Genomic DNA, 22,039 nt, shown 5'->3' on the forward strand with positions numbered 1-22,039 from the left:
CGCAAAACGCTCGGCTGGAGAACCCCAGCCGAGCGCCTGCGTGATCTACTGACAGCCGCGTAAACCATCAGGTGTTGCGAGGACCCCGAGAATCCGCCGGGAGGGTGGGGGCGTTGTCACGCGGGTTCGTCGTCCGGCGGCGACCAGTCCGGTTCGCGGAACGGGCGCGGCGACAACCAGAACGGCGGCGGGTCGGCCTCGTCGGGCATGGCTCGCACTCCAGTTCGGTTGCGGCTTTCCCGCTGGGCTTGCAGCAGGATGCGGATGCGCTGCGAGATCGCCTCCGAGCTTGACGATCTTCACGTGAACGAGACCTCGCCCGGAATGGCCGCTGTCGCCCGCGACCTCGCGAAGGCGATCGACGCCACCGACGCCCCGACTGCCAAAGCAGTTGCTGCCCGCGAGGCTGTCCGCGCGGACGTGACCGCCCACCCATTCGACGCCCAAACCGACAGCCCCGGACCGTAAGGGCCCCGTCGGCTGCTGGCCCCAGCCCCGCTACCGCCACCCCGCACCCTCAGTGGCTACCCTTGCCACCGGCCTCGGGCAGGAGGCGTTCACCTCCATCACCGGGCGGCAGGGCTCGCGCGGCGAGTTACGTTCCCGCTTTGCCGCCGTGCGCGTCCGCCCTGCCGACAACGCCGTCGAACGTCCCATCCGGGCTGCCGCCTCGGCCGAACGGGGCTGGTGGGACGGCATCCTGCCCGACTGCTGGCTGCTGGCTGCTGGCTGCTGGCTGCTGGCTGCTGGTCGAGTGGCCGGAAGAGGCCGAGACTCCCACCGATTGCTTTCTCCCTCCCCGGCTTGGTAAACCTACAGGTCAGAGCCCTACTCCGGCGGTGTCGGGGTGTCGTGCGTGCGGTACATCGCCTGGACGTCCAGCTCCAGTTGGACTGTGGGGCCGACCACGGCGATGCCGCGCGCCAGCATGGTCCGCCAGTTGAGGGTGTAGTCCTCGCGGTGCAGTTCCGCCGTGGCGAGGGCCGCGCAGCGCAACTCCTCGCCGTAGCCGCCGTTGACGGTGCCCAGGTATGTCGTGTGCAGCGACACCGACCGGCTCACACCGTGCATGGTCAGGCTGCCCAGCAGCGTCCACTTGCTGCCGCCGCGGTAGGCGAACCGGCTGCTCACGAAGTCGATGTACGGGTAGCGGTCGACGTCGAGGAAGTCGCCGGACCGCAGGTGGGTGTCGCGCGTGTTGTTGCCCGTGTTGATGCTGGAGGCGTCGATGCGGACGTGGACGCGGGACTGGGTCATGTCCTGGGCGACCTGGAGACCGCCCTCGAAGCGTTCGAAGCGGCCGTGCACATGGGCCATGCCGACATGTTTGGCGATGAAGCGGATCGCCGTGTGCGGCGGGTCGAAGAGCCAGGTGCCCGGGGCCGGGAGTTCGAGCGCCCGCGCGGACTGGAGCCACACGCGCTCCGAGGCCGGTCCGGTGTCCGCGAGGACCTCGACGGTCTCGCGGTGCGGTTCGAGGCCCTCGGCCGCGATCAGCAGGCTGTAGCTCCCCGGCGGCAGCACGGCCGTGAAGTAGCCGTACGGGTCCGTGGTGCCCCGTGCGGCGACCTGGTGGCTGCGCAGTTCCGTCACCGTCACGTCGGCCGCGCCCATGGGCTGGTTCACGGGGTCCAGGACCTCGCGGACGATCACGCCCGCGCCGGCCGGGACGGGGAACGCGGGGCCCGCGGCGCCTCCGGTGGCACGCTGGAATCGCCGCCGGAGCAGTCCGAGGGGCATGGGGTTCACCTTTCCTTGGTTCGTTCAGTACGTCGTCGGCCGCGTTCAGTACGTCGCCCGAGGCCGTCCGCCCTCGTACGCCGCCCGCAGCACCGCCCGTACGCCCTCCGCGGTGACCTCCCGCGGGTTGGGGTACGCCTGCCCGGTCGCCGCGTCCGCAGCCACGTCCAGGTCGGATTCCTCGAGGCCCAGTTCGGCCAACGAGCGGGGCGCCCCGAGGCGGCCGGACAGCTCCCACAGGGCGTTCGGGGCGTCGTCGGTGCTCAGGGCCCGGCCGAGCGCGGTGAGGGCCGCGGGCGCGGCGGACGCGTTGTAGGCGAGAGCGTACGGCAGGACGACCGTGTGGGTCTCGGCGTGCGGCAGGCCGAAGGTGCCCCCGAGGACATGGCACAGCTTGTGGTGCAGGCCCATGGTGCCGGCGCCGAGCGCGGTCCCGCAGAGCCAGGCACCGTAGAGGGCGCGGCCGCGGGCGTCCAGGTCCGCGGGGTCGGCCGCGACATCCGGCAGGGCGCCCGCCATGGCCCGTACGCCCTCCTCGGCCGTCAGCGCCAGCAGCGGCGAGGCGTCCGGCGCGTACAGTGCCTCGGCCGCGTGGGCGACGGCGTTGATGCCGCTGGTCACGGACAGGGCGACCGGGAGCGTCAGGGTGAGTTCGGGGTCGTAGACGACGCTGCGCGGCAGGACCGACGGGTCGCGGCCGGTGCGCTTGGCGCCGTGCTCGGTGAGGCCCCAGACGGGCGTCATCTCCGAACCGGCGTACGTCGTCGGCACCGCGATCAGCGGCAGCCCGGTGCGCAGGGCGATCGCCTTGCCGAGGCCGATCGCCGAGCCGCCCCCGACGGCCACGCAGCCGTCGGCGCCCGCGGCGCGCGCCACCTGCACGGCCCGGTCGGCCACCTCCACCGGCACGTGCATCCGGGCCTCGGCGTGCAGCCCGGCCGAGGTCGCGCCGAGCGCCGCGGCGACGGCCCGGGCGGTGTCCGCGCCGCGTGCCCCGCAGATCACCAACAGCCGCCGCAGACCCAGCCGTTCGGCCTCGTCGGGGACCGCGGTGACCGAGGAGCCGGGTCGCAGGACGACCCGCGTGGGCGGGGACTCGTGGACGAACTCCATCACGTGCGCTCCGGGGTGAGTACGAGGTCGAAGCGCGCGTGCCTGAACGGGTTCGGGATGCCGAACTCCCTTGCCAGGGCCGGGTCGTCGGTGTCGGCGAAGTCCTGGACGAGGCTCTCCTTGACCGCGAACACGGCGTCGGAGTCGAGGTGGTCGCTGCCCGCCACGAAGATGTGCGTGGTGACCGGCACATGCCCCGGGGCCGAGGCGATGAAGTGGATGTGCGCGGGGCGGTAGGGCTCCCGGCCCGTGGCCCGCAGCAGGTCCCCGACGGGGCCGTCGGTGGGGATCGGGTAGGGGCTCGGCACACAGGTACGGAACCAGAAGCGGCCCTCGGCGTCGGCCGTGAACAGGCCCCGTCCGTTGCCCGGTGGCTGCACGTCCGGCTGCTGCACGTCGTAGAAGCCCTCGGCGTTCGCCTGCCAGACGTCGAGGACGGCGCCGGGCAGCGGGGTGCCGTCCCGGGACAGCACGCGCCCGCTCACCACGCACGGCTCACCGCCGCCGGCCAGGTCGATGTCCGCGCCGAGCACGCGGGCCGGGGACTCGGTCATGTGGAAGGGGCCGAGCACCGTCGACTCCGTCGCACCGCCGTCGCGGTCGCTGTTGATCGTCTCGACGAGCATGGAGACGCCGAGCACGTCGGACAGGAGGACGAACTCCTGACGGGTGTCCGTGCAGGTCTGCCCGGTCGTCGTCAGGAAGTCGACGGCCTTCTCCCACTCCGCCATGGTCGGCTCCGTCTCGCGGACGAAGGCGTGCAGGTGGCGGGTGAGGGAGGCGAGCAGCTCACGCAGCCTGGGGTCGGCCGTGCCGTCGAGGCTGTCGACGACCGCGTCGGTGATGCGGGTGGTGAATTCGGTGGTCATGTCGGGGTCCTTCCCGTCACGCATGTCCGAGGATCCGCCGCACCGCCCCGGTCAGCAACCGTTCCGCGTCCTCGCCGGAGGCGGCCGCCGTCGCGTGCCGGAAGGCGACGTACCCGTCCGGCCGTACCAGCAGGGCTCCCCCGTCGGCGACCTCGCTGAGCCGCGACCAGTCGCCGTACGGGTCCTCGTACTCCTGTCCGGGTCCGATGACGACGGTCGCGATCTCCAGGTCCTGGACCGCGGCCGCGCGCAGCCAGTGCGAGCCGCCGATGCCGGTGATCAGGGTGAAGCGGCCCCGGCCGACGGTGTCGAGGGTGGACAGCCTGCGGGTGTCCGAGGTGATCCAGGCGTGCGGGAGCTTGGCGCCGGGGCGGGAGGTGGGCTGGTGGTACAGCTCGGGGTCGCGTTCGAAACCGGGGTCGGGGGTGCCGTCGGCGACGACCGCGGCGGAGCTTTCGGCGCTGTAGCGCTGGTTGAGGTCGACGCCGTGCGCGTTGAACTCGTACACCTTGAAGGCGATCGCCTCGCGCAGACGCGCCCGCTGCTTCTGTGCCGCCTCGGTGTCCTGCTTGCGGGCGTCGATGTTGGCCCACAGCTGCTCGGGGGTCTGCGGGGAGAGCCCGTCGAGTGCTTCGAAGATCGGGGCGGTCTCGCCGATGGACTTGTTGGCGCGGGTGACGATCTGCCTGCCGATGGGGGCGCGTTCGGCGGTGTAGGTGTCCAGCAGCTTGGGGGACGCGGTGCCGTCGAGGACGAGCTTGAGCTTCCAGGCCAGGTTGTAGGAGTCCTGGATGGAGGTGTTGGAGCCGAGGCCGTTGGACGGCGGGTGCCGGTGCGTGGCGTCCCCGGCGCAGAACACACGGCCGTTCGCGTACGTCTCGGCGTACATCTCGTTCACGGTCCAGGCCGAGGACGACTTGATGGTCACCGGGATCTCGTCGTCGCCGACCAGCTTGCGGACGACCGCCTCGGCGTACTCGGTGGTCAGGTCGGGGGCACCGGCGGTGACGTCGTACCCCCAGACGATCAGCCACTCGTTCCAGGGCCGCACACAGCGCACCAGGCCCGCGCCGATGCCGCCGACCGTGGCGCCGGGGGCCAGCACCCAGTAGAGGGTGGAGGGCCGGTGGGCGGTGTACTCGCTCAGATCCGCGTCGAAGACGATGTTGACGCTGCCGGCCACCCCCATCTTGCCGCCCATCGGCAGCCCGGCGTCCTCGGCGACCTGCGAACGGCCGCCGTCGGCGCCGATGAGGTAGCGGGCGCGGATGGTGTACGTGTCGCCGCGCAGCCGGTCCTCGACGGTGACGGTGACGCCCAGGTCGTCCTGGACGAAGGACCGGTAGACGGTGCTGAAACGCAGGTTCGTGCCCCGGGCGACCGCCGCGTCCATGAGCACGGGCTCCATGAGGTGCTGGGGCATGTCGCACATGCGGGTGGGGCTGGCGAGTTCGTGCGCGGCCTGCACCAGCGGGTCGTTGCCCCATGAGCGGATCCGGCCGAGCTCCTCGCCGGCGAGGCTGGTGCAGAAGGTCGTGTCGCCCATCAGATGCTGCGGGGTGGCCTTGGCGACGACGTCGTCCTCGACGCCGAGGTCCCGCAGCACCTCCATGGTGCGCTGGTTGGTGATGTGCGCCCGGGGGGTGTCGGCGAGGCTCGCGTAGCGGGTGACCACGATGTTGGGTACGCCGTAGGTGCTCAGCGCGAGCGCGGCGGAGGCACCCGCGGGACCACTGCCCACGATGAGGACGTCGGTCACGACATCGGGCTCGACGGTGTGCACGGGAACGCTCCAGGGAATGAGAAAAGGCACCGACCGTCCAAGATCATGGAGCGGGCTGCGGAAGTGTGGGTGTCTCAATACGAGACAGCGCGCCACGGGGCTGGTCGTTGCGCGTTCAACCTCGCCGGGTACGGTGATTCGTGTCGTGACCACCACAGAGCAACCTCCGGTTCCGGCCCTCGACTCGCTGCGCAGGGCCCGCGAGCTGTTCCTGCTGGGCCGTCGGCTGCCCGACGGCACACCGGAGGACGTCGTCGCGGCATGGAAGCGCGCCCGGTTCTTCGGCGTACGACATGACGCGCGGGGTGGGGAGGACAGGCCCGACTCACCGGCCGCACCGGACTCCCCGGCCGCACCGGAGCCTTCCGCACGACCGGCCGACTCCGCCCTGCTGACCGCGGCGCGGCCCGTGCTGGAACGGATCGCTCCGGCACTGGGCTCCGAGCGGACCACGCTCGTCCTCACCGACGAGCGGCTACGGGTCCTGTGGGCGACCGGGCACGCACCGGACGCCCCCTACCGCCGCAACCTCTCCGAACAACTGGTCGGCCCCAACAGCGCGGCCCGCGCGTTGCACACCCGCCGCCGCGCCGAGGTGCACGGCCCCGAGCACTTCCTCGACCTCTGGCAGAACGTCTCGGCGGTCAGCGTGCCGGTCCTGGCACCCGAGACCGGGCGGACGCTGGGCACGGTGACGGTGCTCAGCGTGCTCTCCCCCGAGCGGCGGCCGCATCCCGGGGCCTCGCTCGCCGAGGCCGCCGCATGCGCCGTCGAGGCGGAACTTCTCGCCCGGTCGCAGGCGGCGGAACGGGTGCTGCTGGACGCCTACCTGCGGGCGGTACGCGACCGCGGGCACGCCGTCGTCGCCGTCGACGGACGCAGCCGGCTGGTCAGCGAGGCCGCGGGACGGCTGCTGTCACCGCAGGCCCTGGAGACGCTGGAGCGCGGCGTGGCCGCGCTGCTGCGGGCCGGGGCGCCCTGGACCTCGTACACCGTGCAACTCCCGGACGGCGCGGGCCGTTCCGCGACGGTCCGGCCGGTCTCCCACCTCGGCTCGGTCATCGGCGCGGTCGCCGTACTGGAGCCACTGGGACCGCCGACCCCACCCACATCGACGTCGGCCGAGCGGACGGTCCTGAAACTGGCCGGCCGATCGGTCCCCTGGCGCCATGCGGTCGACCGCGCGACGGACCTGGCCCGGTCGCCCGAACCCCTGCTGCTCGTCGGAGAGCGCGGCACCGGGAAGACCTCGCTCGCACGGGAACTGCTCACGGAGAACCCGCTCACCGTGGACGCGGCGAACGACGAACTCAGCGCCGCAGTCGACGCGTTGACCGACGGCCGCACCCTCCTGATCCGCCATGCCGAACGCCTCACCCAGCCCGACGTGGCAACCCTCAACTCGCTGCTCGACGCACGCCCCGGTCCTTCCCTCCTGCTGACCTACACCCCCGGAACACCCGTGGGCCCCTGCCTCCAACGCCTCCTGGACACCCTGGCCGCGCGCTCGGTCACCCTGCCCGCGCTGCGCGAACGCCCCGAGGACATCAGGGAGTTGCTCACCGCCCTGAGCCCCGGACCCGTACCGGGACGCCCTCCGCTCACCTGGACCCTGGACGCGCTGCGCGCGCTGGAACAGCACCCCTGGCCCGGCAACGTCACGGAACTGGCCCACCTGGTCCGCGCCTTGTCCGAACACCGGCGCGTGACGGGCCCCGTCCGCCGCGACGAACTCCCCGACCCGGTACGTGAGGGCCCGGCGAGCCGACAGCTCAGCCCCATGGAACACGCCGAACGCACCGCCATCCTGGAAGCCCTCAGCCGCCACGGCGGCAACAAGTCCCACACGGCGGCAGCCCTGGGCATAGCGCGCGCCACCCTCTACCGGAAACTCCGGGGCTACCGGGAAGCGTGAACGCACTGGCCTGGTCAGGGGGCGCGGCGACGGACCCAGGCCCACTCCGGCGTTTCTCGGCGAGTACGACGATCCGTACGGCGGGCTCCTGATCCGCCTCGTGTTCAGCGACGGGGAGTCGACTCGTCGTGTCCGGTGTTCTCGCGCGGCAGGAACCTGTGGCGAGCCCAGAGGCTCAGCAATGCCGTTCCGCCGACCAACAGCGGTACCGGGTCCCCGGCAGGCGGAGCCAGCACGTATCCCAGCGCGGTGGCCGTGCAGACCGTCAGGGGAATGAACGCCGCCGCACCCTCCATCCCCCATCGCAGCGCGGGCTGAGCGGTGCCCAGGGCGCTCGCCCCGCCGGGCACCCAAGGGGCGACAGCGGCCACCAGCAGTCCCGCGGTGGCGCAAGTGTCGACCAGTCGACAGGACATCACCTCGGGGCCGTGCGGGCCGACCGTCCACAGTCGCAGGGTATCGCCGATCAGCATGAGGGACAGCCCGGCGATCCCGACCCACAAGGTGGCTCTCTGGTCGCTGCGCACAAGACGGCGCAGGGAGAACAGGAAACTGAGGAACACGACTTCCGCGGCCCACAGGACACCGACCATCCCGGTCCCCAGCCGCCAGCCGCCACCGGCCCCCCGCAGCAGCACCCATCCCGTCATGAACACGACCCCGGCTGCGACGACCCCGTCGACCACGCGCCGCAGCAACACGTGTCGGCCTGTACCGGCGTCGGCCGCGACCACCAGACCGGCCATCCCCAGGCCGAACGTCAGCGTCACTCCGGTGACCACCACCGAACCCAGCAACGACGGCGCTTCCCGTCCCGACGCCGAAGACCGAGCCGACAGCACGGTGACCGCTCCCCGGTATACGCCTCCGGTTACCGCGGAGCCCCCCAACAGCAGCAGCCGTGTCCGCACCCGTCCGCTCGTTCCCCTCGCGCGGAGGAGCAGGGAGGCCGCCAACCCCCAGCAACCGGTGGACGGCCCGAAGGCCACCATCCTCGCCGCCCCGCCGCCGGCGGCCCACGACCCGCCGAGCACCAGCACCGATCCCACGAGACACGCCGCGCCCACCACTGCCCGGGTCCGTGCCCAGGCCCGATGACAGCGGCCCTCCTGGACCCCGAGCACGTCCGGCGACTTCCCCAGCCCCGACATCTGGTACGCCTTCCCACCGGTCCCCGCCCGCAGGGCCTCACACGCGGCCCCGGATTCATTCAGAACCGTAAAAGATCTAGCACCGCCCCCGAACGGAACCATCCGCTCATTCACTCGTACTGCGTAAGAGAGGAGAGAGCTCCGGCCCTCCTCTTCGCGCCGCCGACGTCTCGGCAGAGAATCCGGGACACGTTCCCGTCCGGCCCGCGGTGTACTCCGCCGCGAGCACCAGACGTCCGGCAGTAGACGCCGGCACTCGGGTAGCGGGACGCGCAGGGTGCTCCGCGTAACGACGTCTCCCAAGGTCACGCCGTACACGTACACCGACCGCGGCCAGGTCCTGCGGGAGACCAAGGACAACGACAACACGGTCGACAACACCTACTTCCTCGACGGTGCGCTCAAGCCACCGTGGAGAAGAAGGCCGGCGGCACCCTGGTGGCCTCGCACACCTACGCCTACGACGCCAACGGCAACCAGGCGCAGGACGTCGCGAAGAAGATGAACGCCGACAACCACTCGGGGTACCTCGACTCCACCACCGACTACACGTACGACCCGGTCGACCGGCTGAAGCAGTCGGTCAAGACCGGCAACGGCGCGTCGACCGACACGTACGTCCACGACGACAACTCCAACGTCATCAGCCAGACGGTCGAGGACACGTCCACGACCTTCACCTACGACCGCAACCGGCTGCAGAGCGCGGCCGTCGCGGGTACGGCGTTCCAGTACAACTACGATCCGTTCGGCCGCCAGGAGTCGGTCACCAGCAACGGCACGGTCGTCGGGCGCAGCGTGTACGACGGCTTCGACCACGTCGTCGAGTCCGCGGAGGCGTGCCCGGCGCTGGTCATCGATGACTTCCTCATGGTGTCCGTTCCGACGCCCGGTGCCGAGACGCTGTGGGCGGCGTCCGGGTGCCGGGAGGACGAGATCCTTCAGGATCTGTTCGAGATGGGCGACACCGAGGACTACGTCCCGTACCCGCAGCCGGGAGGCCTGATCAGCTGGGCGTCGTCCTATTCGGGGGACTCCTTCTACTGGAGGACGAGCCCCGCGGACCCCGACGCATGGCCGGTGGTCGTCCGCGGGGACAACGGCGACTGGATGGAGTTCCAGGTCGGTGCCGTCGAGTTCCTGGCCGGCGTGTACGGGCGCACCATCCGCGTCGGGGGTATGCCCAGGGACTTCCCCAGCGACGATCCGAAGGTGCTGGGCCTGAGCGACGACCCCATCGACTGATCGACAACTGATCCACAGGCACATGCGAACGGCGATCGCCCCCAGGGTTCCTGGGGGCGATCGTCATTCAGCAGGTTCGGCGACCGGCGCGGTCGCCAGTGAGTGCTTCGTTTCCAGGCTGGTCCCCAACTGGTCCCCCAAATGATCAAGGGGCCGTTTCAGATCTCCTCTGAAACGGCCCCTGACCTGCGACTTCGTAAAGTCGGGACGACAGGATTTGAACCTGCGACCCCTTGACCCCCAGTCAAGTGCGCTACCAAGCTGCGCCACGTCCCGTCGCGCGTACACGGGGTGTCCCGCGTGATCGCGCGAACAGCACTTTACCCCACGCCGGGCACCGTGCCGAAGCGGGCACGGGAGGGGCGGGACAATCGATGCATGGGTGACACAGGACGTACCGGCGGCGCCTTCCCGGCTCGGGGGGCGGGCGCCCGGGACCGGGACAGTGAGGGGCGGGCGCGCAACGCACGGCCGCGGGACGGGCTCGGGCGGCCGCTGCCGTACGGGGTGGAGGGGGTGGAGCGGCAGCCCGAGGGGGTCGTACGGACCCCGGAGGAGAGCGTCGCCGAGGCACAGGCGCTGCTGGACACGGGGAAGCCGTTCCACGCGCACGAGGTGTTCGAGGACGCCTGGAAATCGGGGCCCGAGGAGGAACGGGCGCTGTGGCGGGGGCTGGCCCAGATGGCGGTGGGGCTCACGCACGCGGCCCGCGGGAACCTCACGGGCGGGGCGCGGCTGCTGCGGCGCGGCGCCGGGGCCGTGGAGGAGTGGGCGTCGGGCCGGGCGCGCCGGCAGCCGTACCGGATGGATCTCGCGGGGCTCGTGGCCTGGGCGCGGGAGCTGGCGGAGGCCGTTGAGCGCGACGGGCGGGCGGTGGACGCCCGGGAGCGGGCGCCGCGGCTTCGGGAGCGGTAGCGCACGTGGACGCGGTGGACGCGGTGCACGCGGTGCACGCGGTGTCAGTGGCGTACGGCAGACTCGGGGCGTGCGAAAGATTCATGTCATCGGGATCGGGGCGGGCGACCCCGAGCAGCTGACCCTGCAGGCGGTCCGGGCGCTGCGCGGAACGGACGTGTTCTTCGTCCTGGACAAGGGCGAGGTGAAGAGCGACCTCACCCAGCTCCGCCGGGACATGCTCGACGCGCACCTGCCGGAGGGGACGTACCGCCTGGTCCAGGCGCGCGACCCGGAGCGGGACCGAAAGGCGGGGGGTGCCGCCTACTCCCCCGCCGTCGGAGACTGGCGCAGCGCCCGCGCCGACATCTACGAGCGGCTGATCGCCGAGCAGCTGGACGAGGACGAGACCGGCGCGTTCCTGGTGTGGGGCGACCCCGCGCTGTACGACAGCACGCTCGGGATCCTGGAGGAGGTGCTGGAGCGCGGCGCGGTGGCCTTCGCGTACGACGTCGTGCCCGGGATCAGCAGTGTCTCGGCGCTCGTCGCCCGTCATCGCACGGGCCTGAACCGGGTGGCCCGCCCGGTGCAGATCACCACGGGCCGGCGGCTGGCCGAGGGGTTCCCGGAGGGGGTGGACGACGTCGTCGTGATGCTGGACGCGCACCAGACCTTCCGGCGGTACGCCGACCAGGACATCGACATCTACTGGGGCGCCTACATAGGCACCCCGGACGAGATCCTCGCCTCCGGCCCGATCGCCGAGGCCGCCCCCCGCATCGAGCGGTTGCGCGCCGAGGCGCGGGAGCGCAAGGGCTGGATCATGGACACCTATCTGCTGCGGCGCAAACCCAAGGACGCCTGAGGCGCCCTCGCGTCCCCGGCGGCGGAGCTCATGACCGCCGGCGCGCACCGGCCTGCGGACCGAGGCCGCCGAGCCCGAGCCGGGCCAGTGCCGTGGGGACGTCGGGGACCACGGTGACGTCCGCCGGGAGCGGTGGCCGGCGTACGACGACGACCGGCAGCCCCAGTTGGCGCGCGGCCGTGAGTTTCGCCGCCGTCGCCTCTCCCCCGCTGTCCTTCGTCACGACCACGTCGACCCGGTGCTCGCGCAGCAGCGCCGACTCGTCGGCCACGGTGAACGGACCGCGCGCCAGCACCACGTCCAGCCGCGGCGGCATCGGTGGCTCGGGTGGTTCCACGGAGCGGGCGACGAAGTGCAGGCCGGTCAGACCGGCGAAGGCGGCCAGACCGAGGCGGCCCGTGGTCAGGAAGACCCGTCGGCCGAGCTCCGGAAGCAGGTCAGCGGCGGCGTCGAGGGAGTCGACCGGGTGCCAGCGGTCGCCGGGCCCGGGCTGCCAGCCGGGCCGGCGCAGCACCAGCAGCGGCAGCCTCGTCGCCGCCGCGGCCCGTGCGGCGTTCGCCGTGATGCCCGCGGCGAAGGGGTGGGTGGCGTCGACGAGCGCGTCCACGCCCTGCTCGTCAAGCCACTCGGCCAGCCCCTCCGCCCCGCCGAACCCGCCGACGCGTACGTCCCCTTCCAGCGCCCCGGGCCGGGACACCCGCCCGGCCAGCGACGTCGTCACCCGTACGCCGGACCGTGCCACCAGCTCGGCTGCGAGCCGGCGGGCCTCGGTGGTGCCGCCGAGGACGAGGACATGGGGGGACATGGGGTCGAGGGTACGAGGCCCCGGCGCCGACGAGGAGTTCGGGTGGGTCCCCGAGCACGCGGCACTCTGCGGTGCGTCCGGGGCCGCGTTATCGTCCCCGCATGGACGCGGTGCGGGCCGTACTGATCGACGTCGACGGCGTGCTCACGGTCTCCTGGCAGCCGCTGCCGGGTGCGGTCGGCGCGCTGCGTGAGATCCGGGACGCGGGGCTCGCCGTCGTGCTGGTCACCAACACCACCTCCCGGACGCGCGCGTCGATCGCCGGCACGCTGGCGGACGCGGGCTTCCCGGTGACCGCCGACGACATCCTCACCGCTCCCGCCGTCACCGCCGCGCACCTCGCCGAAAGGGCCCCCGGGGCACGCTGTGTGCTGCTGAACAGCGGCGGGGACAGCGGCGATGACATCGGGGAGGATCTGGCCGGGGTCACCCTGGTCGACGGGAGCGACAGTGACGTGGACGTCGTCGTCCTCGGCGGCGCCGGTCCCGAGTTCGGCTACGCCGCACTGAACCGCGCCTTCCACCACCTCCAGCGGGGTGCGCGGCTGGTGGCCATGCACCGGAACCTGTACTGGCGTACCGACGCCGGGCTCCAGCTCGACTCGGGCGCGTTCCTGGCCGGTCTGGAGGCGGCCGTGCGGATCGAGGCCGAGGTGACGGGGAAGCCGTCGCCCGCGTTCTTCGCGGCGGCGCTGGCGCATCTCGGCGCCGGCGCGGACGAGGCGCTGATGGTCGGCGACGACATCGAGTCCGACGTCCTCGCGGCGCAGCGGGCCGGGATCAGCGGGGTGCTGGTGAAGACGGGCAAGTACCTGCCGGAGACCCATCGGGACGCCAGTGGCACGCCCGACCACGTGGTCGACTCTTTCGCGGATCTGCCCGCTCTGCTGGGGCTAGTGAGGTAGCAGCTGTACGGCGCCCACCACCGTCGCCGCGATCACCAACTGCTCGAAGACACGCTGGTTGATCCGGTGCACGGCCCACTTGCCGAACAGGGCGCCGGGGACGACGAACGCGACGAGGGCGGCGTCCAGGACGAGCGAGGGACCGTCGATCAGGCCGAGGCCGACGCTGAAGGGCACCTTGGAGATGTTCACGATCAGGAAGAAGAACGCCGAGGTGCCCAGGAAGCCCAGCTTCCGGAAGCCCGCCGACAGCAGGTACATCGACATCACCGGGCCGCCCGCGTTGGCGACCATCGTGGTGAAACCGCCGAGGACGCCGTAGGAGCGGGCCTTGGCCCGGCCGGTCCGGGTGGTGACCGAGTCCGGCTCGTCCTCGGCGTCGGCCGTGCGGCGCCGCCACACCGTGACCGCCGCCATCAGCAGCAGAATCGCCCCGATCGACGTCCGTACCACCCCGTCGTCGGCCCTCAGCAGGAAGACCGCCCCGACGACCACACCGGCCGCGACCGCGGGGAACAGGCGCCACAGCGTGGGCCAGTGGGCGTGCCTGCGGTAGGTGAGGACGGCCAAAACGTCACCGGCGATCAGGATCGGCAGCAGGACGCCGGTGGAGGCGCGGGCGGGCAGGACCGCCGCGAAGATCGCCAGGCTGACGGTGTTGGCTCCGCTCACCGCGGTCTTCGAGAAGCCGACGAGCAGGGCGGCGAGGGCGAGGGCGGTGAACTCCCAGGCGGTGAGGTGCGTGATCGTGTCCATGCGGACTCCGATGCTAAGGGCACCTAACCGATGCCGTAAGCACCGTCTCGCCTGGTGGCACGCTGCGTTGGTGTGGGCGCCGAGTACTCACCCGGCGCTGAAGAGTGCCTCACGCCGAGAGTGTCTCAGTGCCTCTCCACCAGCACCGCGCTCCCCTGCCCCACCCCCACGCACATCGTCGCCAGACCCCGCCCCGCTCCCGTCCGCCGCATCCGGTGCAGCAGCGTGGTCAGGATGCGCGCTCCCGAGCAGCCCAGGGGATGACCCAGGGCGATCGCGCCGCCGCTCGGGTTGACGAGGTCGGGGTCGATGCCGAGTCGGTCGACGCAGGCGAGGGCCTGTGCGGCGAAGGCCTCGTTGAACTCGGCCTCCTGGAGGTCGTCGACGCTCCAGCGGGCGCGGGCCAGCGCCTTGCGGGTGGCGGGGACCGGGCCGATGCCCATGATGTCGGGGTGGACGCCGGCCGAGGCGCCGGCGACATAGCGGCCGAGGGACTCCAGGCCCAGGTCGTTCAAGGCCTCCTCGCTGACCAGGAGCAGACCCGCGGCGCCGTCGTTCATGGGGGAGGCGTTGCCCGCGGTGACCGTGCCGCCCTGGCGGAAGACCGGCTTGAGGCGGGCCAGCTTCTCGTACGAGGTGTCCTCGCGAACGCATTCGTCGACGTCGACGACCACACCGTCCGGGCGCTCCACGGGCAGGATCTCGTCGTCGAAGTGACCGTTCTTGCGGGCGAGGGTGGCGCGCTGGTGACTGCGCAGGGCGAACTCGTCCTGGCGTTCGCGGGGGATGCCGTATCGTTCGGCGACCTCCTCCGCCGTCTCCCCCATGGACAACAGTCCGTGGAGTTCCTTCATCGCCGGGTTGACCAGCCGCCAGCCCAGGCGGGTGTCGACGGTCTCGACGCGGTGCGGGAGTGCCTCGTCGGGGCGGGCCAGTACGAAGGGGGCGCGGCTCATCGACTCGGAGCCGCCCGCGATCACGACGTCCGCCTCACCGGCGCCGATCATGCGGGCAGCGGTGGTCACGGCCTCCAGACCGGAGGCGCACAGGCGGTTGACCGTGGCGCCGGGCACGGAGTCGGGGAGGCCGGCGAGCAGCGCGGCCATGCGGGCCACGTTGCGGTTGTCCTCGCCGGCCTGGTTGGCGGCGCCCCAGTAGACGTCGTCGACGCGGGCCGGGTCGAGCGCGGGCACGTCGGCGACCAGTCCGCGGATCACGGCGGCGGCGAGGTCGTCGGGCCGCACGCCGGAGAGGGCGCCGCGGAGCTTGCCGATGGGGGTGCGGCGGGCGGCCGCGAAGTGGACGGGGCGCACGACAGGACTCCTGATCACCGAAGCCGTCCCGGCAGGGGCCGACCGGACTTAATTAGCGATGCTAGTTTTGGACTATAGACCGCCGTCCGCACTCTGGGAAGGCCCGACAGGCCTGGGACCCGCGGGACGGGGAACACGTGTTCGCGGAGGTCATCGGCTTCCGGACAAAGATGCGGACCGGCTGGAACCCGCCGTGTTTGCACCGAATCGCCCGGGGCACCCGCGCCTCCATGGAGTGGTTGCGCAGCGCCGCCTGCGTGGGAGAGGACCCCGAGCTGTTCTTCCCCGTGGGCTCGACAGGACCGGCCCTGAGGGACATCGCGGCCGCGAAGCGCGTGTGCGCCCGCTGTCCGGTGATCACGGAGTGTCTCGCCTTCGCGCTCAGCAGCGGACAGGCCGCGGGCGTCTGGGGCGGGACGTGCGAGGAGGAACGCGCGGAACTGCTCCGCACCAGAAACCGAACGACAAGGAGGAGCACGGTATGACCGTCGTGAAGAGCCCGCTTCCCGAAGACGCCCGCAAGGTCACCGGGGACGCCCTGCAGAGCACTCTCGTGGACCTCCTCGGGCTCTCCTTGATCGGCAAGCAGGCGCACTGGAACATCGTGGGTCCGCGGTTCCGTTCGATCCACCTCCAACTCGACGAAGTGGTGTCGACGGCCCGTACGTACGCCGACACGGTCGCCGAACGGTCCTCGGCGCTCGGCCTGCCGCCGGACGGCCGCCCCGAGACGATCGCCTCGGCGTTCACCCTGCCGAGCCCGAAGGACGGCTGGCTGCGCGACTCGGACGTCGTCCAGCTGATCTCGGAGACGCTGGGCGACGCGATCGGCCGGCTGCGCGAGCGGATCGAGGCGACCGAGAAGGCCGATCCGGTCACCCAGGACCTGCTCATCGGCATCACGGCCGATCTGGAGAAGCAGCGGTGGATGTTCGAGGCCGAGAACGCCTCGCCCGACAGCTGACCGCCCCGGGCCGGCCGAAGATCCACGCACAGGAAGGGCACCCATGACCGACGCCCTCGAACTCGACGCGCTGTGGGAGGACTTCCACCGCGCGGTGAACATGACCTCCCAGGAGCTGGCCGCCTGGCTGCGGGTCCGCGACGCCGACGAGAACGCGGAGCCGCTGCCGGAGGAGGCGGGCTCGCCGACCGGACAGCACGTCCTGGCGATCCTGCAGAAGCGGCGCACTGATCTCACCGACGACGACATCCGGGTGATGTACCGGGTCGTCGACACCGTCACCGCGCAGACGGACGTCGAGAACGAGCCCGCGCCCGAGGATCCGGAGGAGACCCGGCGTCGGCACCGGCTGATGACCATCGGGCACGATCCGCTCAGGCCGTGAGCGACCGGGAGCACGGGATACGAGAACTCACCGGAGTCCCGGGCGGACGCCCGGGACTCCGGCGATGCCCGGTGTAGCCCAGGGGTGATCCCGAACTCGCCGCGCTCAAGGCCGCGTCGGTGTGTTCTGCCGGACCGGGAGGTGGCCGAAGACAGCCTCCGCCGGGCCGCATGATCGTGACAGACTGCTCGGACGCATCGCACGCCCGTACGATCTCGTACGGGCGTGTCCGCCACCGAGCAGAGGAGCAGCGCGTGACCGGGACCGAGTCGGCCGGGCGACGGATCGACACGAGTCGGCCGCATCCGGCCCGGGTGTACGACTGGTTCCTCGGTGGCAAGGACAACTACCCGGTCGACGAGCGACTCGGGCGGCAGATGGAGGCGGGAGCACCCCGGGCCGCCCGCGCCAACCGCTGGTTCATGCACCGCACCACGCGCCTGCTCGCCCGGGAGACCGGAATCCGCCAGTTCCTGGACATCGGCTCGGGCATCCCGACCGAGCCCAATCTCCACCAGCTCGCCCAGTCCGTGGCGCCGGACTCCCGTGTCGTCTACGTCGACAACGACCCGATCGTCCTGGCCCACGCGGCAGCGCTGCTGCACGGTACGCCGGAGGGCGCCACCGAGTACGTCCAGGCCGACGCCCGCGATCCCCGCGAGATCCTCCGACAGGCGGCCCACGTCCTCGACTTCGACCGCCCGGTCGCGCTGTCGCTCATCGCCCTGCTGCACTTCATCGCCGACGACGACGGCGCCCACGACATGGTGGGGACACTGGTCGACGCGCTGGCGCCGGGCAGCTGTCTGGTGCTGTCCGCGATGACCGCCGACTTCGAGCCGGAGAACGTACGACGGGGCATCGCCGCGTACGCCGCCTCCGGCGTGACCCTCGTGGCCCGCTCGCACGCCGAGATAAGCCGCTTCTTCGAGGGACTCGACCTCCTCGAACCCGGGATCGTCCCGGTGGCGGACTGGCGCCCCGAGCTCGCGGAGGGCGAGTCGGACCTCGGGCCGGGGCCCGTGTCGCTGTACGGGGCGGTCGGCATCAAGGCCTGAGCGTGCTCAGGTGAGCTGGCTCAGCGCCGCCGACACCAGCGTCCGTACGCCCGGGACGAGCACCGACAGGTCGGGGGCGAACAGTGGGCTGTGGTTGGCGGGCACGTGGTCGAGCTTCTCGGCCAGGTCCTCGCCCGGTGCCGCCTCCCACACGTCAGCCGGTGTCGCCGTCACGAACCAGTAGTCGTACGGCACTCCTGGCGGCGCGAGCCGGGAGAAGTCCTCGCTGCCCATCACGGGTCCGAAGTCGGGCACCGCGTGCGCGCCGAGGAGTTCGCGGTGCACCGCGGCGATCTCCTGGTCGAGGGCGGTGTCGTTGACGGTGCTCGGACAGCCCGGCATGACCGTGACCTCGGGCGGCACCGGGCAGCCCGCGGCCCCGCACTCCGCCTCGACGACGCGTCGGACCGCGGCGAGCAGGCGTTCGCGCACCTGGGGCGACTGGGTGCGCAGGTTCAGCGCGAGGCGGGCCTCGGCGGGGATGATGTTGTGCCGCGTCCCGGAGTGGAACTGTCCGACGGTCAGCACCGCCGACTCCTTGGCCGCGACCTCGCGGGCGATCACGGACTGCAGCCGGGTGACGACGTAGGCGGCCGTCACGACAGGGTCCACCGTCGCCTCCGGGCGTGAGCCGTGGCCGCCCACGCCGTGCACGACGACGTCGATGTCGTCGGACGCGGACATCATCAGGCCGGGGGTGTGCGGGCAGAAACCGGCGAGTCCTGGGGTGACGTGCTGCCCGAACAGCACATCGGGGCGGGGGAAGCGCTCATGGATCCCGTCGGCGACCATCGTCCCCGCTCCCCCGCCGTCCTCCTCCGCCGGCTGCCCCACCACGACCAGGGTGCCCGACCAGGTCTCCCGGGCGGCGGCGAGCGTCTCGGCGGCGCCCACCAGCCAGGTGACGTGCAGGTCATGGCCGCAGGCGTGCATGACCCCGTCGACGGTGGAGGCGTGGTCGAGTCCGGTGGCCTCCCGCACCGGCAGCGCGTCCATGTCCCCGCGCAGCCACACCACCGGCCCGTCCCCGTTCGCGAGCACCCCGACGACCCCGGTACGGCCGACACCCTCCGTCACCTCGAACCCCGCCCCGCGCAGCCGTCCGGCCAGCCGGGCCGAAGTGCGGTGCTCCCGGAAGGCGAGCTCGGGGTGGCGGTGCAGGTCCCTGTAGAAGTCCTCCAGGTCACCGGCCTTCAGTCCGGCGGTCAGTTCCCGGGCGAGACGTGCGACAACGGCCGGTTCGCTCATGCTGCGCTCCCTTTCGTCACCATGCCGGGTTCCGCTTTCCTCAGTTCTTCCCCGTGGGGAACGCCGCCCGCACCTCCCAGCCGTGTCCGCCCCGCGGCCCCGCGTGCAGTTCGCCGCCGAGCGCGGTGACGCGTTCCTTCAGGCCGACGAGGCCGAAGCCGCCGCCATGGGCGGCGTCGGGGAGCTGGGTGCCGCCGCGGCCGTCGTCCATGACCGCCACCTCGAGCCGGTCCCCGTCGCGGCGGAGCCCGACGGCGACCTCGGCGGCGTCGGCCGCGTGCCGGCGTACGTTGGTCAACGCCTCCTGGACGACCCGGAAGGCCGCCGCCTGCACCTCGTGGGGGAGGTCGTCGCGGACGTCGGGGGCGCGGCGCAGCACGACGCGCTGGCCGGGGGTCGCGAAACACTCGGTCAAGTCGGCGATGCCCGCCAGGTCACCGACCGGACGACGCTCGGCCGCCTCCGACCCGGTGTCCCGCAGCACACCGACCGTGCGGCGCATCGAGGCCAGGGCCTCCGTGGCGGCCCGTTCGATGCCGGCCAGGACCGGATCCAGCTCCTGCGGCTGCGAGGTCGCCATCATCCGTGCCACCTGGGTCTGCACGAGGATGCCGGTGACATGGTGCGCGACGAAGTCGTGCAGGTCGGCCGCGATGGCGAGTCGTTCCGCCCGGCGCGTCTCACCGACCGCGACCTCACGGCGGTAGTCCATGGAGCGCAGATAGCCGGCGAGCCCGGCGACGAGGACGATCAGGGCGAGGCCCAGGAACATCGCGGACTGCGCTTCGCTGTCCGTGACCGAGTGGAAGTAGCGCACCGGGGTGGCGAGGAAGGCCACGCCGTCCAGCACGGCGCACACCGCGGACCACGGCGGCGGGCAGTGCCGCACCGCGATGAACAGCAGGCACAGCAGGATCAGGACCTCGCCCGGGCCGAACAGCGCCTGCCGGCCGGAGACGAGCGCCGCCACCGTGATCGCCACGGAGAGGAGGGCGGGCACGGCCGTACGCACCTGCGGGATCAGCCACCGCGGCCGTCGGGCGGGCGGCCACAGCACGGCGGCGAGGCCGACCAGCATGAGTAGGACCGACGGCCACAGGGCCCGCGTCTCGGCCCCCGCGATGACCACGTCGTACAGCGAGGCGCCGACGAGGGCGCCCACGGCGAGTCCGCGGGCGCAGCCCCGGCCGGATACGGATTTCATGCCGGTCACCGTATGCGAGGCCGCGCCCGGCGAGATCGGCCGAACGATCGAGGGCGCCGGGTCGTCGGGCTGCGGACCCTGGCCGTATGGCCGAGGCGCGCGCGGGCCCGCGCAGCGGAGAGTGGAGCCGCTTCCTCCCTTCGGACCTCAGGAGTACGTGATGCAGCCCAGCAGATTCGTCGTGGGAGCGGTCGGGGGCGCCACCGCGATGGTCGCTCTCGGCGCGCTGGCCACCCATCTGATCGCCGGCACCGAATCGACCACCGAGCTGAACAAGCTCAGCACGGTGAGCGTCGGCGGCCACCGGGCGCTGGCCCCCAACATCGTCGCGGGCCGCACCGAGAGCAAGTACCACCCGCTGCCGTGGGTGGGCCCGAAGGTCCACGACGTGACGTGCCCGACCGGGCTGAAGGCGGTGGCCGGGGCAACCATCACCTGCACCGGCCAGAAGAGCGACGGCACGGCCATCCGCATCGGCGTGACCACGGTGAAGGCGACGGCCTCGTCCATCACCTGGAAATTCGACCGCTGACACAGCGCGCTGAACGACAGCGCCGAGTAGGAGTCACCGCAGACCATGAGCACCGTTCTGGCCGGTCACGGCCTCGTGAAGAAGTACGGCTCCACCACCGCGCTGGCCGGGGTGGACGTCGAGGTCGGCGAGCGCGACTCGCTGGCGATCATGGGCCCGTCCGGGTCCGGCAAGTCCACCCTGCTGCACACCCTCGCCGGGATCGTCCGACCCGACGGCGGGCGGGTGCTGTTGCGCGGCGAGCGGAGCGAGAGGGGGGGCGCCCCGGCCGAAGGCTGGGGGCGTATCGACGACCTGGGCGAGAACCGGCTCAGCGCGTTGCGCCGGGCGCGGTTCGGGTTCGTGTTCCAGTTCGGTCAGCTGCTGCCGGAGTTGCCCGCCGAGGAGAACGTCGCCCTGCCGTTGATGCTGGAGGGCACCCCGCGGCGGAAGGCCGTCGAGCGGGCCCGCCGCTGGTTCGCGCCGCTGGGTCTGGACGGTCTGGAGTCACGCCGCCCCGGTCAGCTCTCCGGCGGTCAGGCGCAGCGGGTGGCGATCGCGCGGGCCCTGGCCGTGGAGCCGGACGTGGTCTTCGCCGACGAACCCACCGGCGCGTTGGACCAGGCCACCAGCGAGGAGGTCGTCCGCCTGTTGACCTCCGTCACCCGTGAACAGGGCGCCGCCCTGGTCATGGTCACCCACGATCCCGACGTGGCCGCCCACTGCGACCGCGTCCTCCAGGTCCGCGACGGCCGCATCAACGGCCACACGCCATACACGGTCGCCTGACCGACACGCGCCCACCGGCACGCGGCCTCGTCCGCCGGGCACGCGGCCTGTTCGGCCGCCGCCCGCCGCCCGGGCCCGGCACACGGCCGCGGACCACCCGGCCCCGGGCTGCGATCACCCGGCACACGGCCCGTTCGCCGGGCCGCCCGCCGCCCGGCACACGGCCGCGGTCCACCCGGCATCCGGCCGCGATCCCCCGGCCCCCGCCCGCCGCGTCCGCCCGGCAACCCGGCAACCCGGCAACCCGGCAACCCGGCAACCCGGCAACCCGGCAACCCGGCAACCCGGCAACCCGGCCATGATCACCCGGCCCCCGCCGCGTCAACCCGGCCGCGATCACCCGGCCCCCGCCGCGTCCGTCCGGCAACCCGGCCGTGATCACCCGGCCTCCGCCGCCTTCGCCCCCCACACGGCCTCCCGCACTCGGCACGCACGTCACGGCCGCCCGCCCTCACGGGACCCGCCGACGCCCACCCCCTCCACGCCCACTGGGCAACCCCGTCCCACCCGCCCTGCCCTCCCTCAC

Annotated in this window: 22 protein-coding genes and 1 tRNA gene; 12 read left to right on the forward strand and 11 right to left on the reverse strand. The window is 72.3% G+C overall.

Annotation, left to right across the window (positions count from 1 at the left end; translation table 11 throughout):
• Nucleotides 1–303 precede the first annotated feature (303 nt).
• Entirely contained in the window at nt 304–468 is a 165-nt protein-coding gene (locus tag IG99_RS51070; protein WP_234312136.1) for a hypothetical protein, read from the forward strand.
• A 360-nt stretch (nt 469–828) separates the two neighbouring features.
• On the opposite strand, the gene IG99_RS41340 is transcribed toward IG99_RS51070, so the two are convergent.
• From IG99_RS41340 to IG99_RS41355, 4 genes are read right to left on the reverse strand one after another with little or no spacing between them, the layout of a single operon-like run.
• Nucleotides 829–1,740 carry a YceI family protein gene (locus IG99_RS41340; RefSeq protein ID WP_037683805.1) on the reverse strand — a complete coding sequence of 304 codons (912 nt, stop codon included), beginning with the start codon at nt 1,738–1,740 and terminating at the stop codon, nt 829–831.
• A 45-nt stretch (nt 1,741–1,785) separates the two neighbouring features.
• Complete coding sequence (locus IG99_RS41345) at nt 1,786–2,853, reverse strand: maleylacetate reductase (protein WP_037683808.1); 1,068 nt, start codon at nt 2,851–2,853, stop codon at nt 1,786–1,788.
• The gene (locus IG99_RS41350; protein WP_037683840.1) at nt 2,853–3,722 is read right to left on the reverse strand and encodes a dioxygenase family protein; all 870 of its coding nucleotides are present in this window, start codon (nt 3,720–3,722) and stop codon (nt 2,853–2,855) included. The genes IG99_RS41345 and IG99_RS41350 overlap by 1 nt, the downstream gene beginning before the upstream one ends.
• 16 nt (nt 3,723–3,738) lie before the next feature.
• Nucleotides 3,739–5,505: an FAD-dependent oxidoreductase gene (locus IG99_RS41355; protein ID WP_037683810.1), complete on the reverse strand. Its 1,767-nt coding sequence runs from the start codon at nt 5,503–5,505 to the stop codon at nt 3,739–3,741.
• Between the two features lie 145 nt (nt 5,506–5,650).
• Here IG99_RS41355 and IG99_RS41360 point away from each other — a divergent pair, with 145 nt between their 5' ends.
• The gene (locus IG99_RS41360; protein ID WP_234312137.1) at nt 5,651–7,420 is read left to right on the forward strand and encodes a sigma-54-dependent Fis family transcriptional regulator; all 1,770 of its coding nucleotides are present in this window, start codon (nt 5,651–5,653) and stop codon (nt 7,418–7,420) included.
• A 104-nt stretch (nt 7,421–7,524) separates the two neighbouring features.
• Here the strand turns inward: IG99_RS41360 and IG99_RS41365 are convergent, their stop codons facing one another.
• Nucleotides 7,525–8,571 (reverse strand): hypothetical protein, encoded by a 1,047-nt coding sequence (locus IG99_RS41365; RefSeq protein ID WP_234312138.1) that lies wholly within the window; start codon nt 8,569–8,571, stop codon nt 7,525–7,527.
• A gap of 411 nt (nt 8,572–8,982) precedes the next feature.
• Here IG99_RS41365 and IG99_RS51075 point away from each other — a divergent pair, with 411 nt between their 5' ends.
• Entirely contained in the window at nt 8,983–9,816 is an 834-nt protein-coding gene (locus tag IG99_RS51075; RefSeq protein ID WP_234312139.1) for a hypothetical protein, read from the forward strand.
• A 202-nt stretch (nt 9,817–10,018) separates the two neighbouring features.
• On the opposite strand, the gene IG99_RS41375 is transcribed toward IG99_RS51075, so the two are convergent.
• Nucleotides 10,019–10,092: transfer RNA gene (locus tag IG99_RS41375), tRNA-Pro, on the reverse strand.
• Nucleotides 10,093–10,194: 102 nt separating this feature from the next.
• On the opposite strand from IG99_RS41375, the gene IG99_RS41380 reads away from it, so the two are divergent.
• A complete protein-coding gene (locus IG99_RS41380; RefSeq protein ID WP_037683815.1) occupies nt 10,195–10,731 on the forward strand; it encodes a DUF309 domain-containing protein in 537 nt (178 codons plus the stop codon).
• Nucleotides 10,732–10,801: 70 nt separating this feature from the next.
• On the forward strand, nt 10,802–11,575 hold the full coding sequence (gene cobF / locus IG99_RS41385; protein ID WP_037683817.1) for a precorrin-6A synthase (deacetylating): 774 nt from the start codon (nt 10,802–10,804) through the stop codon (nt 11,573–11,575).
• A 28-nt stretch (nt 11,576–11,603) separates the two neighbouring features.
• On the opposite strand, the gene IG99_RS41390 is transcribed toward cobF, so the two are convergent.
• On the reverse strand, nt 11,604–12,380 hold the full coding sequence (locus tag IG99_RS41390) for a cobalt-precorrin-6A reductase (RefSeq protein ID WP_037683819.1): 777 nt from the start codon (nt 12,378–12,380) through the stop codon (nt 11,604–11,606).
• 101 nt (nt 12,381–12,481) lie between these two features.
• Here IG99_RS41390 and IG99_RS41395 point away from each other — a divergent pair, with 101 nt between their 5' ends.
• Nucleotides 12,482–13,285 (forward strand): HAD-IIA family hydrolase, encoded by an 804-nt coding sequence (locus IG99_RS41395; RefSeq protein ID WP_037683820.1) that lies wholly within the window; start codon nt 12,482–12,484, stop codon nt 13,283–13,285.
• Here the strand turns inward: IG99_RS41395 and IG99_RS41400 are convergent.
• Both IG99_RS41400 and IG99_RS41405 read right to left on the reverse strand, forming a co-directional pair.
• Complete coding sequence (locus IG99_RS41400; RefSeq protein WP_037683822.1) at nt 13,274–14,041, reverse strand: sulfite exporter TauE/SafE family protein; 768 nt, start codon at nt 14,039–14,041, stop codon at nt 13,274–13,276. The two genes, IG99_RS41395 and IG99_RS41400, sit on opposite strands and share 12 nt — an antisense overlap.
• Nucleotides 14,042–14,166: 125 nt before the next feature.
• Nucleotides 14,167–15,354 (reverse strand): thiolase family protein, encoded by a 1,188-nt coding sequence (locus IG99_RS41405; RefSeq protein WP_037683824.1) that lies wholly within the window; start codon nt 15,352–15,354, stop codon nt 14,167–14,169.
• A 230-nt stretch (nt 15,355–15,584) separates the two neighbouring features.
• Here IG99_RS41405 and IG99_RS41410 point away from each other — a divergent pair, with 230 nt between their 5' ends.
• The 4 genes from IG99_RS41410 (at nt 15,585) to IG99_RS41425 (ending at nt 17,761) form a co-directional block, all read left to right on the forward strand.
• Nucleotides 15,585–15,839: a WhiB family transcriptional regulator gene (locus tag IG99_RS41410; RefSeq protein WP_037683845.1), complete on the forward strand. Its 255-nt coding sequence runs from the start codon at nt 15,585–15,587 to the stop codon at nt 15,837–15,839.
• Nucleotides 15,836–16,318, forward strand: coding sequence for a Dps family protein (locus IG99_RS41415; RefSeq protein ID WP_037683826.1), 483 nt, complete (start codon nt 15,836–15,838; stop codon nt 16,316–16,318). The genes IG99_RS41410 and IG99_RS41415 overlap by 4 nt, the downstream gene beginning before the upstream one ends.
• Nucleotides 16,319–16,361: 43 nt before the next feature.
• Nucleotides 16,362–16,703, forward strand: coding sequence for a DUF3140 domain-containing protein (locus IG99_RS41420; protein WP_037683828.1), 342 nt, complete (start codon nt 16,362–16,364; stop codon nt 16,701–16,703).
• Between the two features lie 254 nt (nt 16,704–16,957).
• Nucleotides 16,958–17,761 carry an SAM-dependent methyltransferase gene (locus IG99_RS41425; RefSeq protein WP_037683830.1) on the forward strand — a complete coding sequence of 268 codons (804 nt, stop codon included), beginning with the start codon at nt 16,958–16,960 and terminating at the stop codon, nt 17,759–17,761.
• 6 nt (nt 17,762–17,767) lie between these two features.
• Here IG99_RS41425 and IG99_RS41430 read toward each other — a convergent pair whose 3' ends face one another.
• Nucleotides 17,768–19,009, reverse strand: a complete 1,242-nt coding sequence (locus IG99_RS41430) for an amidohydrolase (protein ID WP_037683831.1) — start codon at nt 19,007–19,009, stop codon at nt 17,768–17,770.
• Nucleotides 19,010–19,049: 40 nt separating this feature from the next.
• On the reverse strand, nt 19,050–20,213 hold the full coding sequence (locus IG99_RS41435; RefSeq protein ID WP_051866569.1) for a sensor histidine kinase: 1,164 nt from the start codon (nt 20,211–20,213) through the stop codon (nt 19,050–19,052).
• A gap of 160 nt (nt 20,214–20,373) precedes the next feature.
• Between IG99_RS41435 and IG99_RS41440 the strand changes: the two genes are divergently transcribed.
• Nucleotides 20,374–20,745: a DUF4333 domain-containing protein gene (locus IG99_RS41440; RefSeq protein WP_037683835.1), complete on the forward strand. Its 372-nt coding sequence runs from the start codon at nt 20,374–20,376 to the stop codon at nt 20,743–20,745.
• A gap of 45 nt (nt 20,746–20,790) precedes the next feature.
• Nucleotides 20,791–21,513: an ABC transporter ATP-binding protein gene (locus tag IG99_RS41445; RefSeq protein WP_037683838.1), complete on the forward strand. Its 723-nt coding sequence runs from the start codon at nt 20,791–20,793 to the stop codon at nt 21,511–21,513.
• The last annotated feature ends 526 nt before the right edge of the window (nt 21,514–22,039 follow it).

Origin of the sequence: Streptomyces griseus subsp. griseus (assembly GCF_000720255.1) — a bacterium.
In the GTDB taxonomy this organism is placed as follows: domain Bacteria; phylum Actinomycetota; class Actinomycetes; order Streptomycetales; family Streptomycetaceae; genus Streptomyces; species Streptomyces griseus_I.